This is a genomic window from Ruegeria sp. YTSC004 (assembly GCF_059609805.1).
This window is the reverse complement of the sequence record NZ_JBXWMJ010000025.1, coordinates 1-20,841: the sequence shown is the minus strand read 5'-3', so window position 1 is coordinate 20,841 and position 20,841 is coordinate 1. Positions and strand designations below refer to the sequence as shown.

General features: G+C 54.7%; 11 protein-coding genes and 3 pseudogenes. 4 read left to right on the top strand and 10 right to left on the bottom strand.

Annotated elements, in window-relative coordinates; translation table 11 throughout:
* Positions 1-78: 78 nt before the first annotated feature.
* Both AC2FFP_RS22655 and AC2FFP_RS22650 read right to left on the bottom strand, forming a co-directional pair.
* Positions 79-216: pseudogene (locus AC2FFP_RS22655) on the bottom strand (IS6-like element ISPmar1 family transposase); the annotation flags it as partial.
* A 334-nt stretch (positions 217-550) separates the two neighbouring features.
* Positions 551-1,810, bottom strand: coding sequence for a replication initiation protein (locus tag AC2FFP_RS22650; RefSeq protein ID WP_496881539.1), 1,260 nt, complete (start codon positions 1,808-1,810; stop codon positions 551-553).
* 579 nt (positions 1,811-2,389) lie between these two features.
* Here AC2FFP_RS22650 and AC2FFP_RS22645 point away from each other — a divergent pair.
* Together AC2FFP_RS22645 and AC2FFP_RS22640 are read left to right on the top strand one after the other, a co-directional pair.
* Positions 2,390-3,775, top strand: coding sequence for an AAA family ATPase (locus AC2FFP_RS22645; RefSeq protein WP_496727466.1), 1,386 nt, complete (start codon positions 2,390-2,392; stop codon positions 3,773-3,775).
* On the top strand, positions 3,768-4,835 hold the full coding sequence (locus AC2FFP_RS22640; RefSeq protein ID WP_496770524.1) for a ParB/RepB/Spo0J family partition protein: 1,068 nt from the start codon (positions 3,768-3,770) through the stop codon (positions 4,833-4,835). Before AC2FFP_RS22645 ends, AC2FFP_RS22640 begins: the two co-directional genes overlap by 8 nt.
* A gap of 537 nt (positions 4,836-5,372) precedes the next feature.
* On the opposite strand, the gene AC2FFP_RS22635 is transcribed toward AC2FFP_RS22640, so the two are convergent.
* The 3 genes and pseudogenes from AC2FFP_RS22635 to AC2FFP_RS22625 all read right to left on the bottom strand — a co-directional run bounded on the left by AC2FFP_RS22635 (position 5,373) and on the right by AC2FFP_RS22625 (position 11,156).
* Positions 5,373-5,657 (bottom strand): hypothetical protein, encoded by a 285-nt coding sequence (locus tag AC2FFP_RS22635; RefSeq protein WP_496770526.1) that lies wholly within the window; start codon positions 5,655-5,657, stop codon positions 5,373-5,375.
* A gap of 5 nt (positions 5,658-5,662) precedes the next feature.
* Positions 5,663-9,601: a peptidoglycan DD-metalloendopeptidase family protein gene (locus AC2FFP_RS22630; protein ID WP_496881538.1), complete on the bottom strand. Its 3,939-nt coding sequence runs from the start codon at positions 9,599-9,601 to the stop codon at positions 5,663-5,665.
* Positions 9,602-10,158: 557 nt separating this feature from the next.
* Positions 10,159-11,156: pseudogene (locus AC2FFP_RS22625) on the bottom strand (IS110 family RNA-guided transposase).
* A gap of 523 nt (positions 11,157-11,679) precedes the next feature.
* Here AC2FFP_RS22625 and AC2FFP_RS22620 point away from each other — a divergent pair.
* Positions 11,680-12,473: pseudogene (locus tag AC2FFP_RS22620) on the top strand (IS5 family transposase).
* Here AC2FFP_RS22620 and AC2FFP_RS22615 read toward each other — a convergent pair.
* The 5 genes from AC2FFP_RS22615 to AC2FFP_RS22595 all read right to left on the bottom strand — a co-directional run bounded on the left by AC2FFP_RS22615 (position 12,412) and on the right by AC2FFP_RS22595 (position 19,430).
* Positions 12,412-12,822, bottom strand: coding sequence for a hypothetical protein (locus tag AC2FFP_RS22615; protein ID WP_496881540.1), 411 nt, complete (start codon positions 12,820-12,822; stop codon positions 12,412-12,414). The pseudogene AC2FFP_RS22620 and the gene AC2FFP_RS22615 overlap by 62 nt on opposite strands.
* Before the next feature lie 148 nt (positions 12,823-12,970).
* A complete protein-coding gene (locus tag AC2FFP_RS22610; RefSeq protein WP_496881537.1) occupies positions 12,971-15,370 on the bottom strand; it encodes a trimethylamine N-oxide demethylase in 2,400 nt (799 codons plus the stop codon).
* 14 nt (positions 15,371-15,384) lie between these two features.
* Positions 15,385-17,367 (bottom strand): ABC transporter permease, encoded by a 1,983-nt coding sequence (locus AC2FFP_RS22605; protein WP_496770534.1) that lies wholly within the window; start codon positions 17,365-17,367, stop codon positions 15,385-15,387.
* Positions 17,367-18,395 carry a quaternary amine ABC transporter ATP-binding protein gene (locus AC2FFP_RS22600; protein WP_496770537.1) on the bottom strand — a complete coding sequence of 343 codons (1,029 nt, stop codon included), beginning with the start codon at positions 18,393-18,395 and terminating at the stop codon, positions 17,367-17,369. Before AC2FFP_RS22600 ends, AC2FFP_RS22605 begins: the two co-directional genes overlap by 1 nt.
* A gap of 81 nt (positions 18,396-18,476) precedes the next feature.
* Positions 18,477-19,430, bottom strand: coding sequence for an ABC transporter substrate-binding protein (locus AC2FFP_RS22595; protein WP_496770539.1), 954 nt, complete (start codon positions 19,428-19,430; stop codon positions 18,477-18,479).
* A gap of 237 nt (positions 19,431-19,667) precedes the next feature.
* Here AC2FFP_RS22595 and AC2FFP_RS22590 point away from each other — a divergent pair, with 237 nt between their 5' ends.
* A complete protein-coding gene (locus AC2FFP_RS22590) occupies positions 19,668-20,603 on the top strand; it encodes a LysR substrate-binding domain-containing protein (RefSeq protein WP_496727475.1) in 936 nt (311 codons plus the stop codon).
* Positions 20,604-20,841 lie beyond the last annotated feature (238 nt).

The following is a 20,841-nucleotide window of genomic DNA, read 5'->3' as shown; positions in this document are numbered from 1 at the left end:
TTCTCGACTGAATACACCGGCTATCATTCACCGTCTGCATTCAAGCGCGTCAATAGTCAAAAGATTGCAACAGAACCATGTGGCATGATCAACCCGCACACCGCGCTCAGCCATGATCTCTTCCAAGTCACGATAGGACACTGTGTGCCGCAGATAGAAGTAAACAACGTACGAAACTGCATCCTTGGGGAAATGACAGCCCTTTAACGAGATCAAGCGGTTCTGTCGCAAAGATTTTGCGAGCAGAATATTTTCCCGATAGGCGACATGTGAGTACGCGAATGAGGATCAACACAGGGAAAAATTGGCCTCTAGTCGCTCAGTTTTGGCCATCAGTTCGGCTTCAAGCTGAATGTAAACAGAACAATTTCCTAATTTTTAACAGCCCCGAGAAAGTTTGCGACACAAGCACAAACACTCATACTACTCAAAAGGAAAGCAACCTCAATGCGCAGAATTTACGCAGAATGCGCACCATGTAGTACTTGATGGACTTCGATTTCTGCTTTTAACAAGCGGTACCCTTGGATACATGCACTTAGAAACCCTCTCATGTGAATACGTCTGGTTCGAGCTCCTCCCAGAAATCAAAGATCTTGGTGGCATTCAGCCCTGACCGCCATCCATGAGCTCTGAAATGTTCTCGGTCGAGGTCATTATCAAGGCCCGACAGAAAAAGCCGCTTATCCGCATCGCGCTGCGTTGGGTTTCGCCGCGAAACCAGATCCTCAACAATTGCCAATCGCCGCGCACGTTCGGTTCGCTCTGCAGTCCTTGCTTCGTATTCCTTGTCCTGCTGCTCTTGTTCGGCAATCCTGCGTTTTGCAGCTTCACCCGCTGATGGGTCTGGCACCATCGAAGTTTTCGTTTCTGGCACTTGATAGTTGTCCCGCAAGGCAGCAGACAGAAAACCAAGAGTAGACTTTACACCATCCCTGCCCTTGGCATATTCGAGCTTTTCCCGAACATAGTCTTCGCCATGTTCAGAAATCCATTGTCGCGCCAACCTGTCAGACACACCTTGCTGGCGCAGCGTCTTGTAGATTGTCAGATTGCGAACGCCATCTTCATCGTCAATCTCAAACATCGCTTTCTGCGGGTTGCCCTTTATCAGGAACCGAATATCTGAAACTGTACGTCCCTTTTTTTGGAACTCCGGCTCAATGAGAATATCAGAGCTTTTGTTAACTTCGGCGACGGCGGGCTTGATGATCTTGGCATTTAGGTGCTTGAAGCTGCCATAGTACTCGCTCCCGTCGACTCCCATTAGCTTTCTAAAGACGTCCAGCGCCCACCAACCCGTCGACCCTGTCCGGACAAATCGATAGCAGTTTTCATAAAGCGCCAAGCCGTGCCCTGAACTAAAATTTCTTTGAATCTGGACATTTATTAACGCGTAAATCTTTGGATCATAGAGTTTTTGCGCCAACGCCGGAGAATATGCGTATTCACAGATACCATTCTTCAGTTTGGCAAAACTCAACAAAGATGAGACACCCCATTCTTGGCGCCCCTGTTCGTCCAGCATATCCCATTCGGCAACCGTTTCAGCCAGAGCCCGCAAGCTTGCACGCAGAGTGTCAAAGTCGTTTGAATTATACCCAACCATCATCGCCAATGTTCTGGCATCAATTGTATGGGTCGGTGCAGACGTTAAAGCATCATAGGCATTCAACAATAATACGTTCGACAGCTTGCGTTGCAATAACGACAGCTTGCCACTGATGTGAATCGCGGCGACGTTCTTTTTTACTGTCTCACGGCGTAACGCGCCTGAGAGATTGTCCATGTCAACTTGTGTATCCGGCATGATTCTGCCTGGCTGCTCGTTTCCCTATTGTTTGCACAATAGGTACCTGAGTTGCAATCTTATTTGGGTGCCCAAATACAGGATTAGCTTTATCCCGTGGACGGGTACCTATTGGACGCGGCCCTGAGGTTATCCACAGAAACACACAAAATGGGATTCCCTCGAAGCAAAGAACAAGGATAATCTCGTTCCTTGAACCTTGTATTAGAGCCTTTTCCGCCCTGAATTGCACCATCCTGAGAATCGGCCCCCTATTTACCGTAACTTGACACTACAGAACCTGTGTTTGGGTACCTATGATCCCGTATTAGGGTCCCCTACACCCTGTAAACGGATACCCAATGTCGATTAACTACTTGATCATAAATATTTTTATCTTCGCAAAGATTCTAAATATTACAAATAAACTAAACGATTTGTTGCGTTCTTTTTCATTATTTCTTTGAGTTTCGCTGCGAAACCTGGTGGTCGCCTCAACTTCTGTGGAAAAAACGAAAAGGAAGGATAGCCTCTCACCCAAATGTTCGCTACATTCCACCATATACGCTGACAAGGCGAACATTACCTGAGGTATCGACAGTGAATAAGACTAACCAACCTCCCCTGCCCCCTTATCTTAACCTCGATCCAGAAAGCGCAGCGGCGAAGTTGCCAGATCCTATTGGAACTTCGCGATTCGCAAAAGCCGCCGCGTTCTGTGCAAAAGGACGTGAAGATTTAGCCCGGAGAGGCTATGCGCCCGACGGTGAAAAACGGTTACGTCGTTTCTCTATCTGGGAAATCACAAAGTACCTTATTCCTGTAGCGCCCGCTCACCTAAGGCGCGTTCTCAAAGCTAATGCAGAGCTTCCACAAGGAGAAGGAGAAGCGGGGTCAAAGTGGTTTACTCTTGAAGAGGTTTTAATCCTTCGAAAACACTTTGCGGCAGAAGGTGTCAGCACCAAAGAATACTTGCCATATCGCCCGGAGGGCCTGCCTGCGAAAGTTGTATCGGTAGCAAACTTCAAAGGGGGGGTTGGCAAAACTTCAACTGCGGCTCACCTCGCTATGTCTGCGGCATTGGATGGGTACAAAGTTCTTGTAATTGATTTGGATAGCCAGGGATCAATGACGTCAATTCTTGGCGGAACAGTTGCGGACGAATGGCAAACAGTATTTCCGTTGATAGCCAAAGATTACGCAAGGGCTGTTCAAGAAGAAAACCGCGTCAGGCAGGTCGGCGGGCAGGCCGAAATCCCTTTGGATGAGACACTGCAAGAGGCGTTAAATACAACTCCAACCGATGTTATTCAGAAAACCCATTGGCCCAATATTGACCTTATTGGTGCCCAGCTGAATTTGTATTGGGCAGAGTTCCAGATTCCAGTGTGGCGTATGGGATTAAGAAGTTGGCCATTGTGGGATGGCCTCACCAATTTTCTCGAGAATGAGGGTGTTCTCAACGATTATGACGTCGTCTTCATTGATACACCTCCTGCACTTGGGTACCTAACAATCAACGCTTTGGCCGCGGCTGACATCCTTTTGGTACCGCTCGGAGCTTCGTTCCTGGAGTTTGATTCAACCGGCCGGTTCTTTGACATGCTCTATACGACGTTCGCAAGTATCGAAGATGGGGAAAACACCGCCCAACGAGCAGCCGGATTGCCAGAGTTGAAGTTCGAATGGGATGTCGTTCGGGCAATCATTACCCGATTTGATGCCAGCCAACAGACAGATATGGCGAACGTGATCCAAGCGTACTTTGGCGACTTCATGAACGCTTACCGACAGGATTTCACTGCTTTGGTCGGGCAGGCGGGTGAACAAGTGAACGGTATTTATGAGGCTGACTACCGAGATTTTAACCGCGAAACCTATGTCCGTGGACGTGAAACTTTTGATCGTACCTACGCGGAATTCAAAGAAGTTCTAATAGGTTGCTGGTGGCGCGATGCCCAATTGGGAGGAGATTCGAATGGCTAAACGTAGAAGGCTTGCTGTTCCAAATACAGCGGAGTTGGAAGAGTTGGAGGTGGGTTTCGCCGCGAAACCTTCGTTGAATCCATTTGAGGGTTCGTCGTCCACACCACCAATTGCTCAGGTGGCGGCTGAAGCTGCGTCCCTAAGCGGAATGACAACTGTGACGGACCGTGTCGAGTTAGCGAAAGATCAAAGCGACGCCGCACGCTGGCGAGACGCTCAGGATGCCGGGTTGGTGGCTGAAATACTGCCTTTGGAATTGATCGATGCCGAATATATTCGTCGAGATCGAATGGTCGAAGACGAAGAGGCTATGGCGGAACTTCTGGAGTCTTTGCGGTCTAACGGGCTGCGCACACCCATTGAAGTCACTCGTGTAGGCGACGGCTTTGGTCTTATCTCGGGGTTCAGGCGCTTAGACGCATTTAGACGTTTGTCCAAAACTGATGATCGGTTTGCAACCATTCCAGCCTTCGTGAGGGATGCCGGTTCGGGGCAGGGGGCTTACGTGTCGATGGTTGAGGAAAATGAACTCCGACTAAATCTGAGCCCATATGAGCGTGGACGCATCGCAGTTCTGGCTGTTGGACAGGGAATATTCGAGTCGACTGAGGCTGCAGTCGACGTACTATTTGCGACCGCCTCCAAAGCCAAGAGATCGAAAGTTCGAAGCTTTGCGATGATCCACGAGGCGCTCGGCGACTTACTGCAGCATCCTGTGGCGATTTCGGAAAAAGCGGGTTTGAAACTCGCGTCGGCGCTGAGAGGGGGTGCCCAGAGCAAACTTCGTCAAGCTCTTGCTGAAGCCGAAGTTATCGATCCAAAAACCGAATGGGATGCTCTGGAAGGTGCAATGAATTCGTCTCCTTCACCTACTGCCGAGAAAGCCCGTGGAGGGCGTCCGCAGCTAGTCAAGCTGTTGACGCCGGTCAAGTTAGCTGGAGGGGGGGCAGTACAGGCCGAGCTGTCACCAGATGAAGTTCGCATTCGAGTACGGTTGCGGGGAGTGTCAGAGGAGGTTGCTCAAGAACTGGTAGAACAGATCGCGCGCCAACTAAGTTAGTCTGGTAGCTAAACCGTCGATATGGTTCTTTGTTGGCATCTATTGGCCTGATCAATACTGCGAAAACTGTGCAATTTTCCAGGCTTTGCCATAGTGCGCGTAATGGGCCAATAAAGAGCATTACGGTATTTCCGCCCGATTATCTTAAATGTTTCGCAAACTTTTGGAACAGCCAGAAGCGACGGTCTACTGGAGGATCTATTGCAGACTTTTGGCTCTTGACGAGGTGGGATGCTGCGGGTGAATGACTTTCGACCAATTGGGACCGAAAGCCATTCACGCGCGAAACCCCAGCGCGTCAACAGCTAAATCTTTGCAGCAGAGCCCCCGAACCATCCACGATCTATGGAATGCCGTTGGTCGCGTTTGCGAGCTCTTCACTGACGAAGAATGCTGCTACTTCTCCACAGCCGCAGGATACGGGATAGATAAAACACAAACCGCTCTAATTGGCCGGGCTGCCGCACAGAAACGCAAAAAATGCCTCAACGGCTGGAAGAGTTTACTTTGGAGTGTTTCGAGCCGGGCACAATGCAGCTAAGTGCCGGTATCGATTCGGGCCATGAGACATCGCAGCATAGCGTGCAGGTCTTCTGGCAGGTCGGGCGCGCGGTAGTTGGCGCTGTCTCTATCAACCTGGCCCAACTGCTTTAGGTGCTTATCCAGCTGAGCGAGCGAGTCGCGTTGCGCCAGTTGACCGCAGATGCGCATTTCCGGCCGGATTTCGGGTTTTGGAGGTGCGGTTTCGCTGTTTTGCGCCGAGGTGCTGGAGGTAAAAAAAGGTGAGAGCGCCGCAAGGCCGGTCAGCAGAATATGCGTCATCTGAGTCATGGTAATATCACCGTGTTGATGCTGTCGCTGTTGTCGTCCTCAATCAATTCCGCCTCGCCAGCCCGGACCACCGCAGTGTTCTTGACAAACGCAAAGGCCGGGGAACCTGTCGCGCCCGCGGCGGCAACGCCCCAGAACCGAATGCTGCGCACCGATCCGGGGGCGATGTCGCCGATATCGAATTCCGCCGCGGATTCGGTTTGCGACAGGGCTTCGATCGAGATCAGCGACCCTGTCGGCGGCAGATCGAGCGGCAACGGAAGAAGCGCTGCTGCGCCATCCGCGTTCAGCAGGTTTAGGGCCATGGTGTCACTGACCCGGACATTGCCAGCAACCGCCGGTCCGGCGTTGGCGACGTCAACCGTGTAGAGGATGAAATGGAGCAAACGGTCGCCGAACGGCCAGGTGAAATCCTCGGCCGATTTGGTGACCGAAAGGTCGACGCCCAAGCCGTGTTCAGAAATCTGCTCGACGTCGATCGAGTGGGCTCCGGTCACGTTGCCTTCAGGCCCCAGCGTCGCCGCGGAGTAAACCGCTGTGACGTCTAGTTGTTCGGTGCTCTGAACAACGACCCAACCTTCGTAATAGGTTTCGCCCTCGGGTGGTGCGCCACCGAGCGCATTCAGTTCCAGATCGGCGCAATCCGTCTTCACCGCCTGATCATAACCGAGCGTGTCCTCGCCAATCTCGTAAATTCGTCCCGGCCGCTGTTCAACCGGCGGAAACCCGAGTGCAAGCTTTTTGAAAACCAGCGCCTCGTTGCCGCCCGGATTGTGAATGTTGACGGTTGTCGCGTAGCGTCCCGGCACCAGACGCCCGTTCTCAGGGTCGGGCTGTGAGCCGCACACCACCTTGGCCGAATACTGCCAGGCGAATGGGCGAATATCGATCTCGAGCTCGTAATCGACCCCCGAGCCGTCCTCCGGGTCCGAAACCGCGACATAGAACCGACCCGGTGGCACGGTGAGCACGATTTCCTCGATCCCGCCCGGACCCCAGCCTGCGCGGTCAGGGTTGAGCATCTGTAGGCCCTCGTTCAGCAGATATACGTCAAGGTTTTCAAAAGCCTGAGCCGCCTCGAGCCGGATGAACACCCTGGCACGTGTTTCGCTCTGGAACCGGTAGATGTCCTCGACCGGATCGCCGCGCACTGCGACGGTGGGGGCCTCGACTACCGATATCGTGCCGGAAACGATGGTCGGTGGCGTCACGGCATGGTGCTCGGCAAGACCGTCATTTGGCTCTGCCTCGCCGACCGCACCCGAGGGTGTCGGCGGATTCAATTCAAGGGTTTCGGGTATTGGCAGGATGTCGCCTAGCACCTGTCGGCTGTGGAAAATGACATTCGTTTGCAGCATACCATCCAGTATCACGTTGCTGAACCCGATCGGCAGCCCGTCGTCGTTGTTCAGGCTCGGTCCGTCCATCAGCTGAAAATGCAGATGTGGCCCGCTGCTGTTACCGGAATTGCCGACCATGCCGATCACGTCACCTTGTTCGACACTGCAGACCTGCCCCATTCCGCAGGATCCGATCATTCCGAAATTCGCAGGAATGGAGCCCGGGATCATGTGGTAGTAGTTCGAGACCGTTCCGTTCGAATGCTGGATCGAGATGAAATTCCCGGGCGCCGGGACACTCGCTAGGCGTGGACCCGGGCGCGGGTTGCTCGGCTGGCTATTGTCGAGGCCGACGATGTCGCCATCGGCGATCGCGATCACCGGCTGGCCCCAGATGTAACTGTCGGTGTTTTGCAGGTTGTCGATACCCTTGCACGCATCGTCGAGGGGGCGGGACAGGTTTCCGTCGGCATCCGTGACGCCGATATCATAGGCGTAGCGCTGGTTGTTGGTCGCGCTTGGGTTGTTCAGGCTGTTTACGAAATGCCGGTGATGGGTTTCGATATCGCCAAAGCGAAGCTCATGCGCAACATTGATCCGGTAGTTCAGAACCGGCGGATCGGGCGCTGTCTCGTCATCGCCGTCGTCATTGTCGTCAAGCGCCGCACAGGCATCGTCATCGGGAAGCGAGACAAACAGTTGCGTCGGCGAAAGCGGGAAGACGTAGGTCGATCCGTCGGTGAACGGAACCGGTGCGAAAGTCGGCGTGGGAATCTCGTTGAACGAAAGCGTCCATTCCTCGTCAGTGTCGACTTCGCGCACGTCAAGCTCGACATCCACGCTTGCGGGCGGGTCGCCCGCAAAGGGCAACAACCGGTCGTCATCCGCCAGCGCTTCGTCGGGGAAGGCAACGATGACGCGGGTTGCTGGCGGGATCTGTGTGGCGTTGGAATCCAGCAGACCATCCTCCCTCAGCCGCATCAATGCAATATTCCCCTCGCCTGAAGCGCTGGTGGCGCAGCCGCCCAAAACCACGCGGTTGCCTGATGCGATCGCGACCGACGTGGATCGCGTGCCGGTCTGGTCAGGCGTGTCCGGATGTTCCAGTGCGACAATGCCGTTCTGGTTGAAATCCTGGTCCAGGTCGCCATCATCGAGCAGACGGACGGCCGCGAACATGTCAGAGGTGAATATGGAGACAACGATCCTGCCCTCCGCATCGATCGCAACATCGCCCGCGCCGACGAGGCCGGGAAATCCAAAATCCCTCACCACGATTCCCGTACCGGCTTCAGCCGGGGCAAGCGCGTCGTCAAGTTCGCCGGAGGATGTCATTCGAACGATGGCGGCCTGGGCCGAGATGCCCGGGCCCGGTGACACGGTGCCGACGGTGACGATCCGGTCGTCACCGTCAATGGCCATAGCCAAGGGTGCGCCCCGGTCGACCCCTGGAAAGGCGACATCGACTCGGCCTGCCGTGCCGAAATCCTCGTCGAGCATGCCGTCGGACAGAAACCGCGCGACGAACCATGTCCGGTCTTCGAGTTCGTCGTCTTCATCGACAATCAGTTCCTGCAGCGGACCGAACCAGCCGGCGACGTAAATGCGATCCTCGTCGTCCAATGCGACAGTGCTGTATGTCGAAACCATGTCGTCGGGCAGGAAATCCTCGACCATGATCTCGGCATCATTTGCACTGATGATGCCAAGCGTCGCCCGTGGCCGGTCCTCGACTTCGATGGAGCCGACGGCGATCATGCTGCCTGACAGCAAAGCGAGATCGGCTATTCTGCCGTTGTCCGTCTCGGGAAACAGAATCTGAGCGCCGAAAAACGGCTCTACAGCGCCATTCGTATCGATCCGCATGACGGACCACCACGACAGCAGGTCGTCATCGGACGGAACATCCAGCAGCCACGCCTCGCCGCCAGCCCAGATATTGCCTAGAGCATCGACCGCTATAGCGTTCACGCTGTGTCTGACCGTCCCGTTTTCAACGATCGGATTTGCGATCGACAACGCTTCCAACCCGTTGGCCGAGAAGGCATCGTCATTGTCTCCGTCCTCGGTATAGCGCGACAAAAGCGATCCGTTCGGCAGAGCGGACGGCGATGCGAATGGGATGAGCGGCTCGCCGCCATCGTCGACGAACAGCGTCGAATTGGTCCCTGACCCTCCGGCGTAGAGCAGACCATTGGAGTCTATCACGATGTCCGCAACGCATTGATCGCCGAATGAGCCGAAATCGTCGAGCCGTCCACCGGTTTCATCAAATGCCGGAGGCAGGGCCGCTCCGGCTGTGTCGGTCCGGCTGAGTACCGCAAAGGACAGGTCGCGCTGTCCCACGGTCGCGGTTCCCAGTTCCATGCCATCGGCATCCCTGTAGGTGACACGCGCCTCGAGCATCTCAATGGCTTCGGTGCCGCTGGTGAAGTCGAGGTCGAAATTCAGCCAGTTGCCATCGTCATAGGGCTCCCAAGTCCCCATGAAGTTTGCGGGAAAGGCGTTGTTCAGTGGCTGGGCACGCATCGTTGTTTCCGAGATGCCGGACGCCATTGGCGCGTCAACATCCTGGCCGGAAGCGGTAGACGTCACGATGCCCGATAAAAGCGTGATCCCAATAGCAAAACGAAGTCTGTGCTTAAAACGATCTTGGTCCATAGCAATAAACCTGTTCGAAATTAAGGGCGCAATACTACCATAAAATGTATCTTTTTGCACGCGTCACGCCTTAACGCGACTCTGGGTGTGTAAAGTGCCTGTCATTAAATGAAGTGGTCCGATTGAGTTGACAGCGTTCGGATTGGCCTCGCTCATTGATTGCCCGTGGTGCTGCGCGATCGATTGAGGTCCGTTTCGACGGGCTGCGACTGCAGCGTCGCGCGCGGGGGTTGAGTGACCTCGGTGGGTGGCTCCTGCATTGCAAGAGTTTATTGGCGATGTTTGCGGGTGTTTTTGTCAGTACTCTCGTCTGTCCGGCCTATTTGCGTGGCGGCATTGTCGCCACTGACCTGATGAATTCCGCGAGCGAGGGTCCAATCGGGTTATCGACCACTGAGGGTCGCTGCCATTCCCGGAGATTCCTTGCTTTTGGTTCACTTTTTTTCGCATCATCACTTCAACGTCTTGCATCTCGTGGACAGTCGACGCGATTAGAACGCAGGCTGCCGGTATTCCTGTTTTTTTGTGAGCATCGCCCAGATGTCCGGCGCGGCCTTGTTGGGCATGGCAATTGTTGCCAGTCGGAACGGTTTGTCTGCGATGATCTTTGCTGTCCACAAATCGACCTTCTCTGGCGAACGTTTCGCCATCACAGCATGCGATGTCATGCCTACGACCAACAGCTTGCGAATGTAGCGATCACCTTGCTTCGTGATCTTGCCCAGACGTTCCTTGCCACCGCTGGATTTGTTAAGTGGGGTCAGTCCGAGCCAAGCCGCCAGATCGCGCCCGGTCCGGAACTGTTTAGCATCGCCAATCGTAGCGACAATCGTTGAAGCCGTGATCGGGCCGATACCAGGCATACGCATCAATCTACGCGCATCTGCATTCAGAAGGGCATGTTGCTGGATCATCTTAGAATAGCCAACGATGCGTTCGTTCAGGCCGAAAAACTGATAGCACTGGATACCGAGCACGTCGTTGGCGATCTCCGGCATTTCTGGATGGTCGCCATCAAGGTGACGCTTTGCAAAAGCCGTCACTGCTTCGATCCTAATGGGCAAGATATGCCCAAACTCACGCAAAAGGCTGCGATCATGTTGGCCAGTTGGGTGCGCTGCCGGACGGTCAGATCTCGAGTCCGATGGATTGAGAGAATGGCTTGCCGCTCTTCCGTCTTGATCTCGACAAATCGCATGGTTGGTCCACGGACCGCTTCACAGATCGCCTCAGCATCAACGGCGTCGTTCTTGCCGCGCTTCATATAGGGTTTGACGTATCCGGCCAGCATGAGCTTCACGTCGTGCCCTAATTTTCGCAGCTGGCGACCCCAGTGATGAGACGAGCCGCAGGCTTCTATCCCGACCCTGCAGGGTGGAAGCGTCTCAAAGAAGCGGAGCAGCTTTGCGCGTTTGATGGCTTTGTTGAAAATCACTCGGCCGTTCTCTGAAATGCCGTGAACTTGAAAAACATCCTTGGCCAGATCCAGGCCTCCAGTCTTTTCTGTCCTTGGGTCGCTCCTTTTCTAGCAGTCGATGACATCTACACTTTGGCATATTCGATGTTGGTGGAGCAGGAGCCACCCACCTCATCCGGTTTGGGCCGCTGCCAATCTCAGTGCGCGGGTTTGAATATGGGCCGTTGAATTGGGTCAGTGCACTCCGTTTTGCAACCCTTCCAGGAAGGCTCGAGCAAGTGGGTCTTCCTTTTCCCTTGCGGACTGCAGAATACCAGCCGGTGTTGTGGAAGTCAGGTTCTTTGAGCCTATTCGACGCATCTGAAGTGATACCTCAAAAGGCTGCCCAAGGTGAGATGGCAAGAACCCGAAGAAAGCGCCTGAGAGGATCTGATGCGCAATGGCTTCTTCGGAGTGGCCGAAGGCTGCCGGGCCATTGGTGGTGATCTCGCCCCAAGGTCCTGACACGCGCGCATATGCCTAGGTTCTGGACCCATAAATTTGTTGCCACTATCTCGGCTGCGTGAGTCAAGCCCCGGAGTTGCAGGGGTACTTCATGAGCAATCTATTCTGGCTGACAGACCAACAGATGGAGCGTCTTCGGCCTTACTTTTCAAAGAGCCATGGCAAGTCGTGGGTTGACGATCGGATTGTGTTTGGCGCCATTATTTTCATCAATTGCAATGGGTTGCGCTGGTCCGATGCGCCTCGTGAATGTGGCCCGCCAAAGACGCTATATAACCCTTGGAAGCGGTGGAGAAATATGGGCGTGTTTGCTCGGATCATGGCCGGACTGGCAGCGGAGGGGACCGATCACAAGACCAACATGATTGACGCGACCGACCTCAAAGCGCAGCGCACGGCCTCCAGCCTGCGGTTGAAAAAGAGGGTCGCGGCAGGCTGATCGGGCGAGCCAAAGGCGGCATGAACACGAAGCTGCATGCTGTTACCGATAGTCTCGGACGTCCGATACGCTACTTCCTTTCCGCTGGCAAATCAGCGATTTCACGGGCGCCAGGGCTCTGGTGAACAGCCTGCCATCGCTGATTGGTTACTGGGTGATCGCGGCTATGATGCGGACGGGTTTCGCGAAGCCCTTATAACAAAGGCCTAGAGCCCTGCATCCCGGTCCGGAAATCACGCGACAAGCCCGCCTGGTACAACAAACGCTGCTACAAACTACGAAATAGAATTGAAATCATGTTTGGTCGCTTGACGGACGGAATCTTTTGCACACCCAAGGTGGTGGTTGAAGCGATCCCGTTGGAACTGACGTCAGGCGGTCGTCTCAGTTGTTGTGCTCGACACTCAGGAAAACCAGTGTGCGCTTCTCTTGGCTCTTGTCTTTAATGGAAACCCGATAGACACGAATTCCGGCGTCCAATTCTCTAAGCACATAGCTGTCTGGGTGATTGACCTGCCTATCAATCGGAGCCGGCGTACCGTCTCGGCAACGCGCCACTTCAGCCCATATGTCGTGGAAGTAGCTTGTGGCCTCATCGCTTCTGAACTGAAATTCCCAATAACACGAAACGCCGCGTGAATTGCCCAAGCCGTCAAATGGCTGGCATACGGACCCAACAGGTGCAATCCCGGTGTCATCATAGTTTTCAAGTGCAGAAAATTGTGCGCATTCTGCAGCCAGTCCAATAGTCGGTTGAACAAACACAACCGTCACAAGTGAAAGCCAAAAACTCAACGAGACACTATTGTGGGAGTTCGATATCGGACGCAGGAGCGGGGCAGACAGAACTCCTGTTGCTGTGCAGTTTTAGCTCGGCAAACAATCGCATACGTTGCGCCCGGACGGGAGAATCCCTGTGACCAATACTTTTGTTGAAGAGTCGTCATTCTGCGGCATCAGGAACATCAGCAATTGAATAGTTGCCCTTCACGCGTTCCTTTGTCGGGTCAAAATGCGGGAAAGGCACGACCTTGGCTTTCAGGCGCTTTTGCTGGCCGTCCAGTTGCCCGATTTCAATGTCAGCTCCGACGACGGCATGAGTGACCGAAACCCGGCCTAACGCAATGACCTTGCCCAGAATGGGTGATTTCATCGCGCTGGTAATCTCTCCAACTTGCGCCTTTCCAACACGTACACAGTCGCCGGGCGAGGGGACCGTACCTCCCTCAACCTCGAAACCGACCAGTTTGCGATGAGGATGGGCCTTGCGTTCTTCAATCGCTATCCGCCCGATAAAATCGTCGGGCTTTAATTTCAGTGGAACGGTGAAGCCGATGCCAGCCTCGAAGGGATCGGTTTGATCGTCGAATTCGGACCCGGCAAAGATCAAGCCACCTTCGATCCGCACCATATCCAGAGCCGCAAGTCCAAGCGGAGCGATGCCATATTCCTGGCCCACCTCCCAGACGCGATCAAAGATTTCGATGGCATCTTTGGGATGACAGAAGATTTCATATCCCAGCTCACCTGAATATCCGGTCCGGGAAATTACCACAGATGTCCCCTGCACATCACCAACCCGGGCGACGGTCAGCCGGAACCACGGTAATTCTTCGATCGTCGGTTGTTGGGGCGGTGTCCAGAAGATTTTGGAAAGGATGTCACGACTGTACCGCCCTTGAACTGCGATGTTATGCAATTGATCAGTCGAGTTGCGCACCCAAACATTCATATTGCGTTTGAGCGCCTGTTCCTGCAGCCACAAACCGCTCGTGTCATTCCCGCCAATCCAGCGGAAGTTTGTTTCACCCAATCGATATACCGTACCATCGTCGATCATACCGCCGTGCTCATAGCACATGGCCGTATACACGACCTGACCAACGCTTAGCTTTTTTATGTTGCGGGTCACGCACAGCTGCATCAGGTCCTCTGCGTCGGGGCCGACAACTTCGTATTTTCGTAATGGGCTCAGGTCCATGACCGCGACCTTGTCCCGGCAGGCCCAGTATTCGGCAATCGCGCCGTGATTGGTCATCGTATTTGGCAACCAATAGCCGTTGTATTCGATGAAATCACGGGTGTGCCGTGCAAAGCAGTCGTGAAATGCAGTTTTCTTGGTTTCTTCCACGTCCGCCTCCGCAGATTTTCTATAGCCATAGGATCGTTTGAAATCCTCGGTCGCCTTGTAGGTTCGCACCTGAATATCGGTAGGATTCCAGCCATTGGCCGGATCGATGTCGCAGGGACAACCGGTGCTGACGCAGACCAGATCTGTCAGCGCGCGAAGCAGGACGAAGTCACCGGGGCGCGACCAGGGGTCGTCCATTCCGATGGCATTGGTGTCGTCCAGCATTGTGTTGAAAAAGAAGTTGATCGCGGGCCAACCACCACGCGGCTTGATGCCGTACTGGTCCAAATCCTTGTTGATATTGTCCGAGCAGTTCACGTGGCCGGGGTAACCGAGATCTTCGTAATACCGCGCCGTACAGGCAAGGCCAAACGTGTCATGACGCCCGCAGGTATCCTGAACGATCTCTATCAGTGGCTCCTGATCTACCGACCAGTATTTCGAAAAAATTCCCGGTTTTGGGTACAAGCTGCCCATTAGGCTGCGCGTTGTTGTCGGATCAATCTCGCGTTCGATCCCCTGATCCAGCGCTCGGAGGCTGAAGGCCTGAAAATCCGAGCACTCACGCCCGCGAATATCGACAATCTGGATGAACTCGCCGGCCTTGACCTCGTACGAGTGGGCGTTGCCCGGCTGAATATTGAAGTCCTTGAGCGGATCGGCCAGCGGTTCGGGTGGTCCAACATCGGGCTTTGCCAAACCGGGTGCAGATCGCTGGATGTACAAAATGATATCCGTGGGAGGGTTGTTATCTTCGGGGCGCATCGCCTTGCCGGGTGCAGCCACGATCAGAAGGCCATCACTTTCAGCGACGAAATGCACCATGTCGCCAGGGCGCGACCCGTCCATGAACGCTCGGATTGCGTCACCTTTTCCAATGTCAAATCCGGCAACTTCCAAAGCGCGTAGCACTTTCTTGCCGGACGGCGATCCATTGGCCAGCGTCGCAATCAATCCCTCCGGTCGCCCGTGCCCCTGCGCGCCAAGCATGGCCGCATCGGAACTCCGGTCAGGGGCAAAGAAGACCATCTCGGCCGGTTGCATCCCGTCGCGGTCCAGCAAGGTTATCGTATCGCCTTTGGAGACCGGAACAGCGCGGGACCCCATTCCGGGGACCGGGTGGCGTTCCGTTCCATGTGGCAGGATCGGAAGGCCGGGGGCCAGAACTCCGCTGCGTTCGAACGGGACCTCAAATACAGGTTTTACGTTCATCTCCGAAACTCCGGTTAATCCAGCCCCAAAGCGCGCTTGCGCTTCTCGGCCCAGCTGCTGATTGCCATGTCAAATGTCAGTGCCATCAGCGACACGTTCAGACCCAGCACAAAGTTCTTGCCCAATTCGGTGCCTGCCAGTGTTCGTTGCAGTTCCTGCCCCAGATCCTGCGTGCCGATGAAGGCGGCAATGATAACCATGAAGAAGGCGAACATGATTGCCTGATTGAACCCGACGGCCATTGTCGGCAGTGCCAACGGAAATTGTACCGACATCAGCTTTTGCCGACGGGTAGAGCCGGACATATCAGCAGCCTCGGTCATTTCCGGCGGTACGCTGCTGAGACCAATAATCGTGTAACGGATCAGCGGCACGGCGGCGAAGATCAGGATTGAGAATACAACTGCCACATCATTGACCCCAAACAGCATGATTGCGGGGATCAGGTAGATGAAGCTTGGGAAGGTTTGCGCGGTGTCGCAGGCCAGCAGGATGCTCTTGGACCAGCGGTTGGATCGGGCTGCAACAACGCCCAAGGGGATACCGATCATAGTCGCCAGCGCGACTGCCGAAATCACAGTATAGAGCGTGATGACCGACCGATCCCACCAGCCCGAGAAAGCGACAATCGAAAAAAAGATCGCGGCGTAGATGCCGGGTTTTCGGCCACCGACCCAATAGGCAAAGGATACAACCAGCAGGATGAAAGCGGGAGTTGGAATGGCGAGTAGCGTGTTCCGGAACGGGATCAATACCTTGACGTTCAGGAACCAACGCAGCCATTCGGTCGTGCCCTTGATCACATCGATGGCCAGAATCGATTTGATCACCACGTCGATTTCCTTGCCCTGGCTGAGATGCTGCTTCCGACCAATTTCTGCGAGGATCGGGAACACCTGTGCCAGCAGAGTAAACCCAACAAACAGACCCAGCGCGACCAGCGAAATCTGATGCCGTTTCCACCACGGAGTTCCGCGTTCGAAGTGCACCGGCTGCTTGACGACCCAGGCCTTTGACATCCGATCCAGTGTGACGGCCAAAAGAACAATGGTGACACCAATCTCGAAAGAACGGCCCAGTTTAAAACTACCCATCATTGCCAACAGTTTCGCGCCAAGACCGGGCATTCCGATAAAGGCGGTCAAAACAACCATCGCAAGACACAGCATGATCACTTGGTTAACGCCAACCAGAACCTCGGTGCGTGCAGCCGGAACATAAACATGGCGCAGCATCTGCCAGCGTGTGCACCCGGACATTTGGCCGGCTTCAATCACTTCGGGGCTGACCTTTTTTAGGCCCAAAGTGGTCATCAGAATCATCGGTGGAATGGCAAAGGTAATTGTTGCGACGGCCCCAGCTGTCGGTCCGACCTTAAAGAAGATCACTGCTGGCAAGAGATACGTAAAGAAGGGCAGGGTTTGCAGCACGGACAGGATGGGTTTCAGCATCCGTTCGAACCAGCCGTATTTCCAGGCGGCGATGCCCAGAACCAAGCCCAGAAGAAATGCCAGAGGTGCCGCGACTACGATGACAGACATCGTTTGCATGGCGATCTTCCACTGCCCGATTGCCGCGGTCCAGATGAAGGTTCCGGCGCCCAACGCGGCGAGCCTCCAGCCACCTACGGCATAGCCGACAACAGCAGCCACAGCGGCGATTGCGGACCATGGGATTGGGCCCAGATAGGGCCAGCGCCGCTTGCCCTCTAGCAGGTTCGCAGACGTATCCAGCAAAAACTCCAACGGGCCTTCTGCAATAAAGCGAGTGACATAAATCAGGCCCAGGTCGTTTTGAATGAAGTTAAAGACAGTATCCAGAATTTGCGCCGTTGGCGGTATTGCGGCTTCAGGAATTCGGTTCAGCCATTCAGGCAGAATGCCCACGGCCTTGGCAAGGATTAGCGCAAAGGCCGTGACAAGCAGTGCCGTAAGGACTTTGGTCCGTCCAAACGTTCTGTCGGATGTGTCCGGTATTTCGGTGGACAGCGTCGCCATCATTCGGCTCCAAGCAGAACGTTCAACGCGGTGTTGCGGTCCAGAACGCCTGTTACAACGCCTTTGTCATTCGCGACCGGTAAAAGGATCCTGTCGTCGTTGACCAATACGCGCGCCAGTTCATGGATGGTTGAGGCACCATTGATCGGGGCGCCTTCCAGCTCATGACCGTTTACGGGTTTTGCAAGCCCTTTCGCGTGCACGACTCGGGCTTTGTCGATGTCCTCGGTAAACTTGGCCACGTATTCGGTGGCGGGGTTCATCACGATCTGGTCCGGGGTGTCGCATTGCTCGACCGCACCGTTGCGCATGATGGCAATCCGGTCGGCGAGGCGCAGCGCCTCGTCAAAGTCATGCGTGATGAAGACGATGGTTTTGCCCAACATCTCTTGCAGACGCAGGAATTCATCCTGCATTTCACGGCGGATCAGCGGATCAAGCGCCGAAAATGGTTCATCAAGAAACCAAATATCCGGTTCGATAGCTAAGGATCGGGCGATACCGACCCGTTGCTGTTGACCGCCACTTAGTTCGCGCGGGAAGTATTCTTCGCGGCCTTCAAGGCCAACCAGTTTGATGACTTCCAGCGCGCGTTCGCGCCGGTCGTGGCGATCCTGTCCACGCATTTCCAACGGGAAGGCCACGTTGTCCAAAACCGTGCGATGCGGCAGCAATCCGAAGGACTGAAACACCATACCCATCTTGTTGCGGCGCAGCTCAATCAGCTCGCGTTCGCTCAGGCTCATGATATCCTGACCGTCCACCTCAATCGTTCCGCCTGTGATGTCGTGCAGGCGTGAGAAGCACCGTACCAGTGTCGACTTACCCGATCCCGACAGCCCCATGATGACCAGCATCTCTCCCTGGTCCACTTCGATCGAGACATCCTTGACCCCGGCGATGTACCCATCCGCCCGAATCTCATCAAAGCTGCGACCCGCAGGCATGGATTTCAGATAGCTCTCTGGCGAGGGCCCAAACAGTTTCCAGACATTTTTGGCTGAGATGACGGGCGCGGTGGCTGACATGGCTGCCTTTCTTTCTTGTTAAGCGCGGCCTTGCATCGATGTGATAGACAAGGCCGCGCCAGTTTCGGTTGTGTAACCGGATTATGCGCCGCAGGCGCTGATCCAGGGATCAACAACGTCGCGATTGGCGTCCAGCCATTCCTCGGCCGCTTCTTCCGGCTCAAGCTCATCCGTGTCGACCAGCTTCGCCATCTCTGCAATCTGCGGGTTGGTGAAGGAAATCTCGGTCAGGGCGCAATACGCGGCCGGCCACTTATCTTTCATGCCATCCCAAGCTGCCTTTTTCAGGTAACCCTCGGCAGGGTTGCCACAATCATACAGCGCTTCCGGATTGGGACCCTTAGCTGGATCCTTGTCGCACCCATCTTCCCATGCCGGGAACTCAACGAACTCACCTGGCCAAACAGCTTCGGCGAAGTTTGGCGTCCAGTTAAAGACCAAAACCGGCGTTTTGTCGGCCTCTGCCGCGCCAATCTCGGCCCAAAGGGCTGCGGCTGAACCCGCGTTGATCACTGTAAAGTTCAGATCCAGTGCTTCGGCGCGTTCTTTACCATGCTTCAACCAGTCGACCGGCCCATCCAGATACCGGCCCTTGTCGCCGGTTTCGGCTGTGGCGAACAGGTGCGCACAGTCGTTCAGTGCCTGCCAGTCAGGCAGGCCCGGGCAGGATTCCTTGGTCCACATCGGATACCACCAATCCTCGCGCGTGACCGCATCATGATCGCCCGCATCATGCAGACCACCTTTTTCCAGTGCCGCGCGGTAGGATGCACCAAAGGCACCTTCCCAGACTTCCATCTCCAGCGCGACATCGCCCAAACGTACGGATTCATAGACGGCCTGGCTGTCAGTGGTGACATATTCGACATTGTTGCCCATCTCTTCGAAGATCAGGCCGACAACATTCGACATCACGATCTGGCTGGACCAGTTGTGAATGGGGATTACGATCGGGTCGCTGCTGTCTTCGGCAGCCGCGCCAGTTCCCGCTACTGCTGCCAAGGTTGCAGCAGAAAGTAGGTTTGTAAGTTTCATGTTTGCTCCCTGAGTGACATTCATTTTTGAGTTGAGGACTCTTCCGGCCCTGAATTCATGCATTCTGCCCAAGATCGTCTAATGCGCAGAACAGAAATTTGAGGGGCTTTGGCCATAATTTCTTGAGGCTAATCCGACTTTTTGCTATCTTAACAAACAGTTGCCTGATCCGATGCAGACAGATGCGGGCAAATGTTCTTGATCGTGCCCTCGTCCAGTTCGGGAAAAGGTCCCCAAATGCCAAAAAAAGCGCCAGTCACCGGGAAAGTCTTGCCGCCGCTGGACTATTTGTTGGCATTTGAGGCAGCTGCCAAGGCGCAGAGTTTTGCGCAAGCCAGCAAGGTTCTGAACATCTCAGAGACCGCAATCAGCCGCAAAGTGCGCTTACTGGAACAGCATTATGACGTGCCCTTGTTTGTACGGGGGCATCGTTCTGTTTCCCTTACTCAGCAGGGTGCCATCCTGTTGGCAACCGTGGAAAAATCACTGGACCTGATGCGGGATGTCAGCCGCGACATGCTGGCCAAGCATCAGGCCAATACGGTTTCGATTTCGGCGACCAATTCTGTTGCGTCTCTTTGGCTGATGCCGCAACTTCGCAAGTTCAACAAATCCAATGGCCGTATCCGCATCTCTTTGGTGTCTTCTGACAGTGACGCGGAATGTCTGTCAGATTCTATGGACCTTACCATTCTGCGAGGGGATGGCGACTGGCCGGGGTACGAGGCAAAGCTTCTGTTCGGAGAAACCGTTTTTCCGGTTTGCAGCCCCGAGTACCTAAAAAGCAATCCCAATGCGGCGGAACTTTCTGCGCTACCGGAACTTGACCTCATTGAGGTCACCAGCGGCCATGCAGAATGGATGACATGGCGTGCATGGTTCAGCGGCAATGGTGTATCGACGTCATCAATGGAACAGGCTGTCGCGTTCAACACCTACCCATTGTCAGTACAAGCAGCGGTTGATGGGTTGGGAATTGCATTGGGTTGGGCCCATCTTGTTGACCCATTGCTGGAAAGCGGCGCTTTGGTCAGGCCAGTCCAGGACGCATCGGTGCGAACGGAGTCAGGATACTACCTATTGAAAAGACCTTTCAACAGTGCTTTTCCAGAGCAATTAATTGTCGAAGATTGGCTGCTGAGTCTCAGCGCAGGTCGAAAAAGATACGCTTGATTTGGGTCGTTGACGACTGGGCATTGATGGTGAGTTTGGCAGTGGGCTATTTGGCTACTACAACTCGCATATTGACCCAAGGGAATATTTATTTACCTTAAAGAAAAAACGAATCTGAGACGGTGCGCCACCGCTCCGGACAAGGTGTTGTCAGACTTTTCCAACCGGGGGTTTTGCCCAATGAGCTATAAATCGGACATTGAAATCGCGCGCGAGGCGCAGAAGAAGCCTATTCAGG

Bases quoted from the DNA above. Each gene is read 5' to 3' on its own strand.
- AC2FFP_RS22650 (WP_496881539.1), bottom strand. From the start codon at position 1,810: ATGCCGGATACACAAGTTGACATGGACAATCTCTCAGGCGCGTTACGC.
- AC2FFP_RS22640 (WP_496770524.1), top strand. From the start codon at position 3,768: ATGGCTAAACGTAGAAGGCTTGCTGTTCCAAATACAGCGGAGTTGGAA.
- AC2FFP_RS22635 (WP_496770526.1), bottom strand. From the start codon at position 5,657: ATGACGCATATTCTGCTGACCGGCCTTGCGGCGCTCTCACCTTTTTTT.
- AC2FFP_RS22610 (WP_496881537.1), bottom strand. From the start codon at position 15,370: ATGAACGTAAAACCTGTATTTGAGGTCCCGTTCGAACGCAGCGGAGTT.
- AC2FFP_RS22605 (WP_496770534.1), bottom strand. From the start codon at position 17,367: ATGGCGACGCTGTCCACCGAAATACCGGACACATCCGACAGAACGTTT.
- AC2FFP_RS22600 (WP_496770537.1), bottom strand. From the start codon at position 18,395: ATGTCAGCCACCGCGCCCGTCATCTCAGCCAAAAATGTCTGGAAACTG.
- AC2FFP_RS22595 (WP_496770539.1), bottom strand. From the start codon at position 19,430: ATGAAACTTACAAACCTACTTTCTGCTGCAACCTTGGCAGCAGTAGCG.
- AC2FFP_RS22590 (WP_496727475.1), top strand. From the start codon at position 19,668: ATGCCAAAAAAAGCGCCAGTCACCGGGAAAGTCTTGCCGCCGCTGGAC.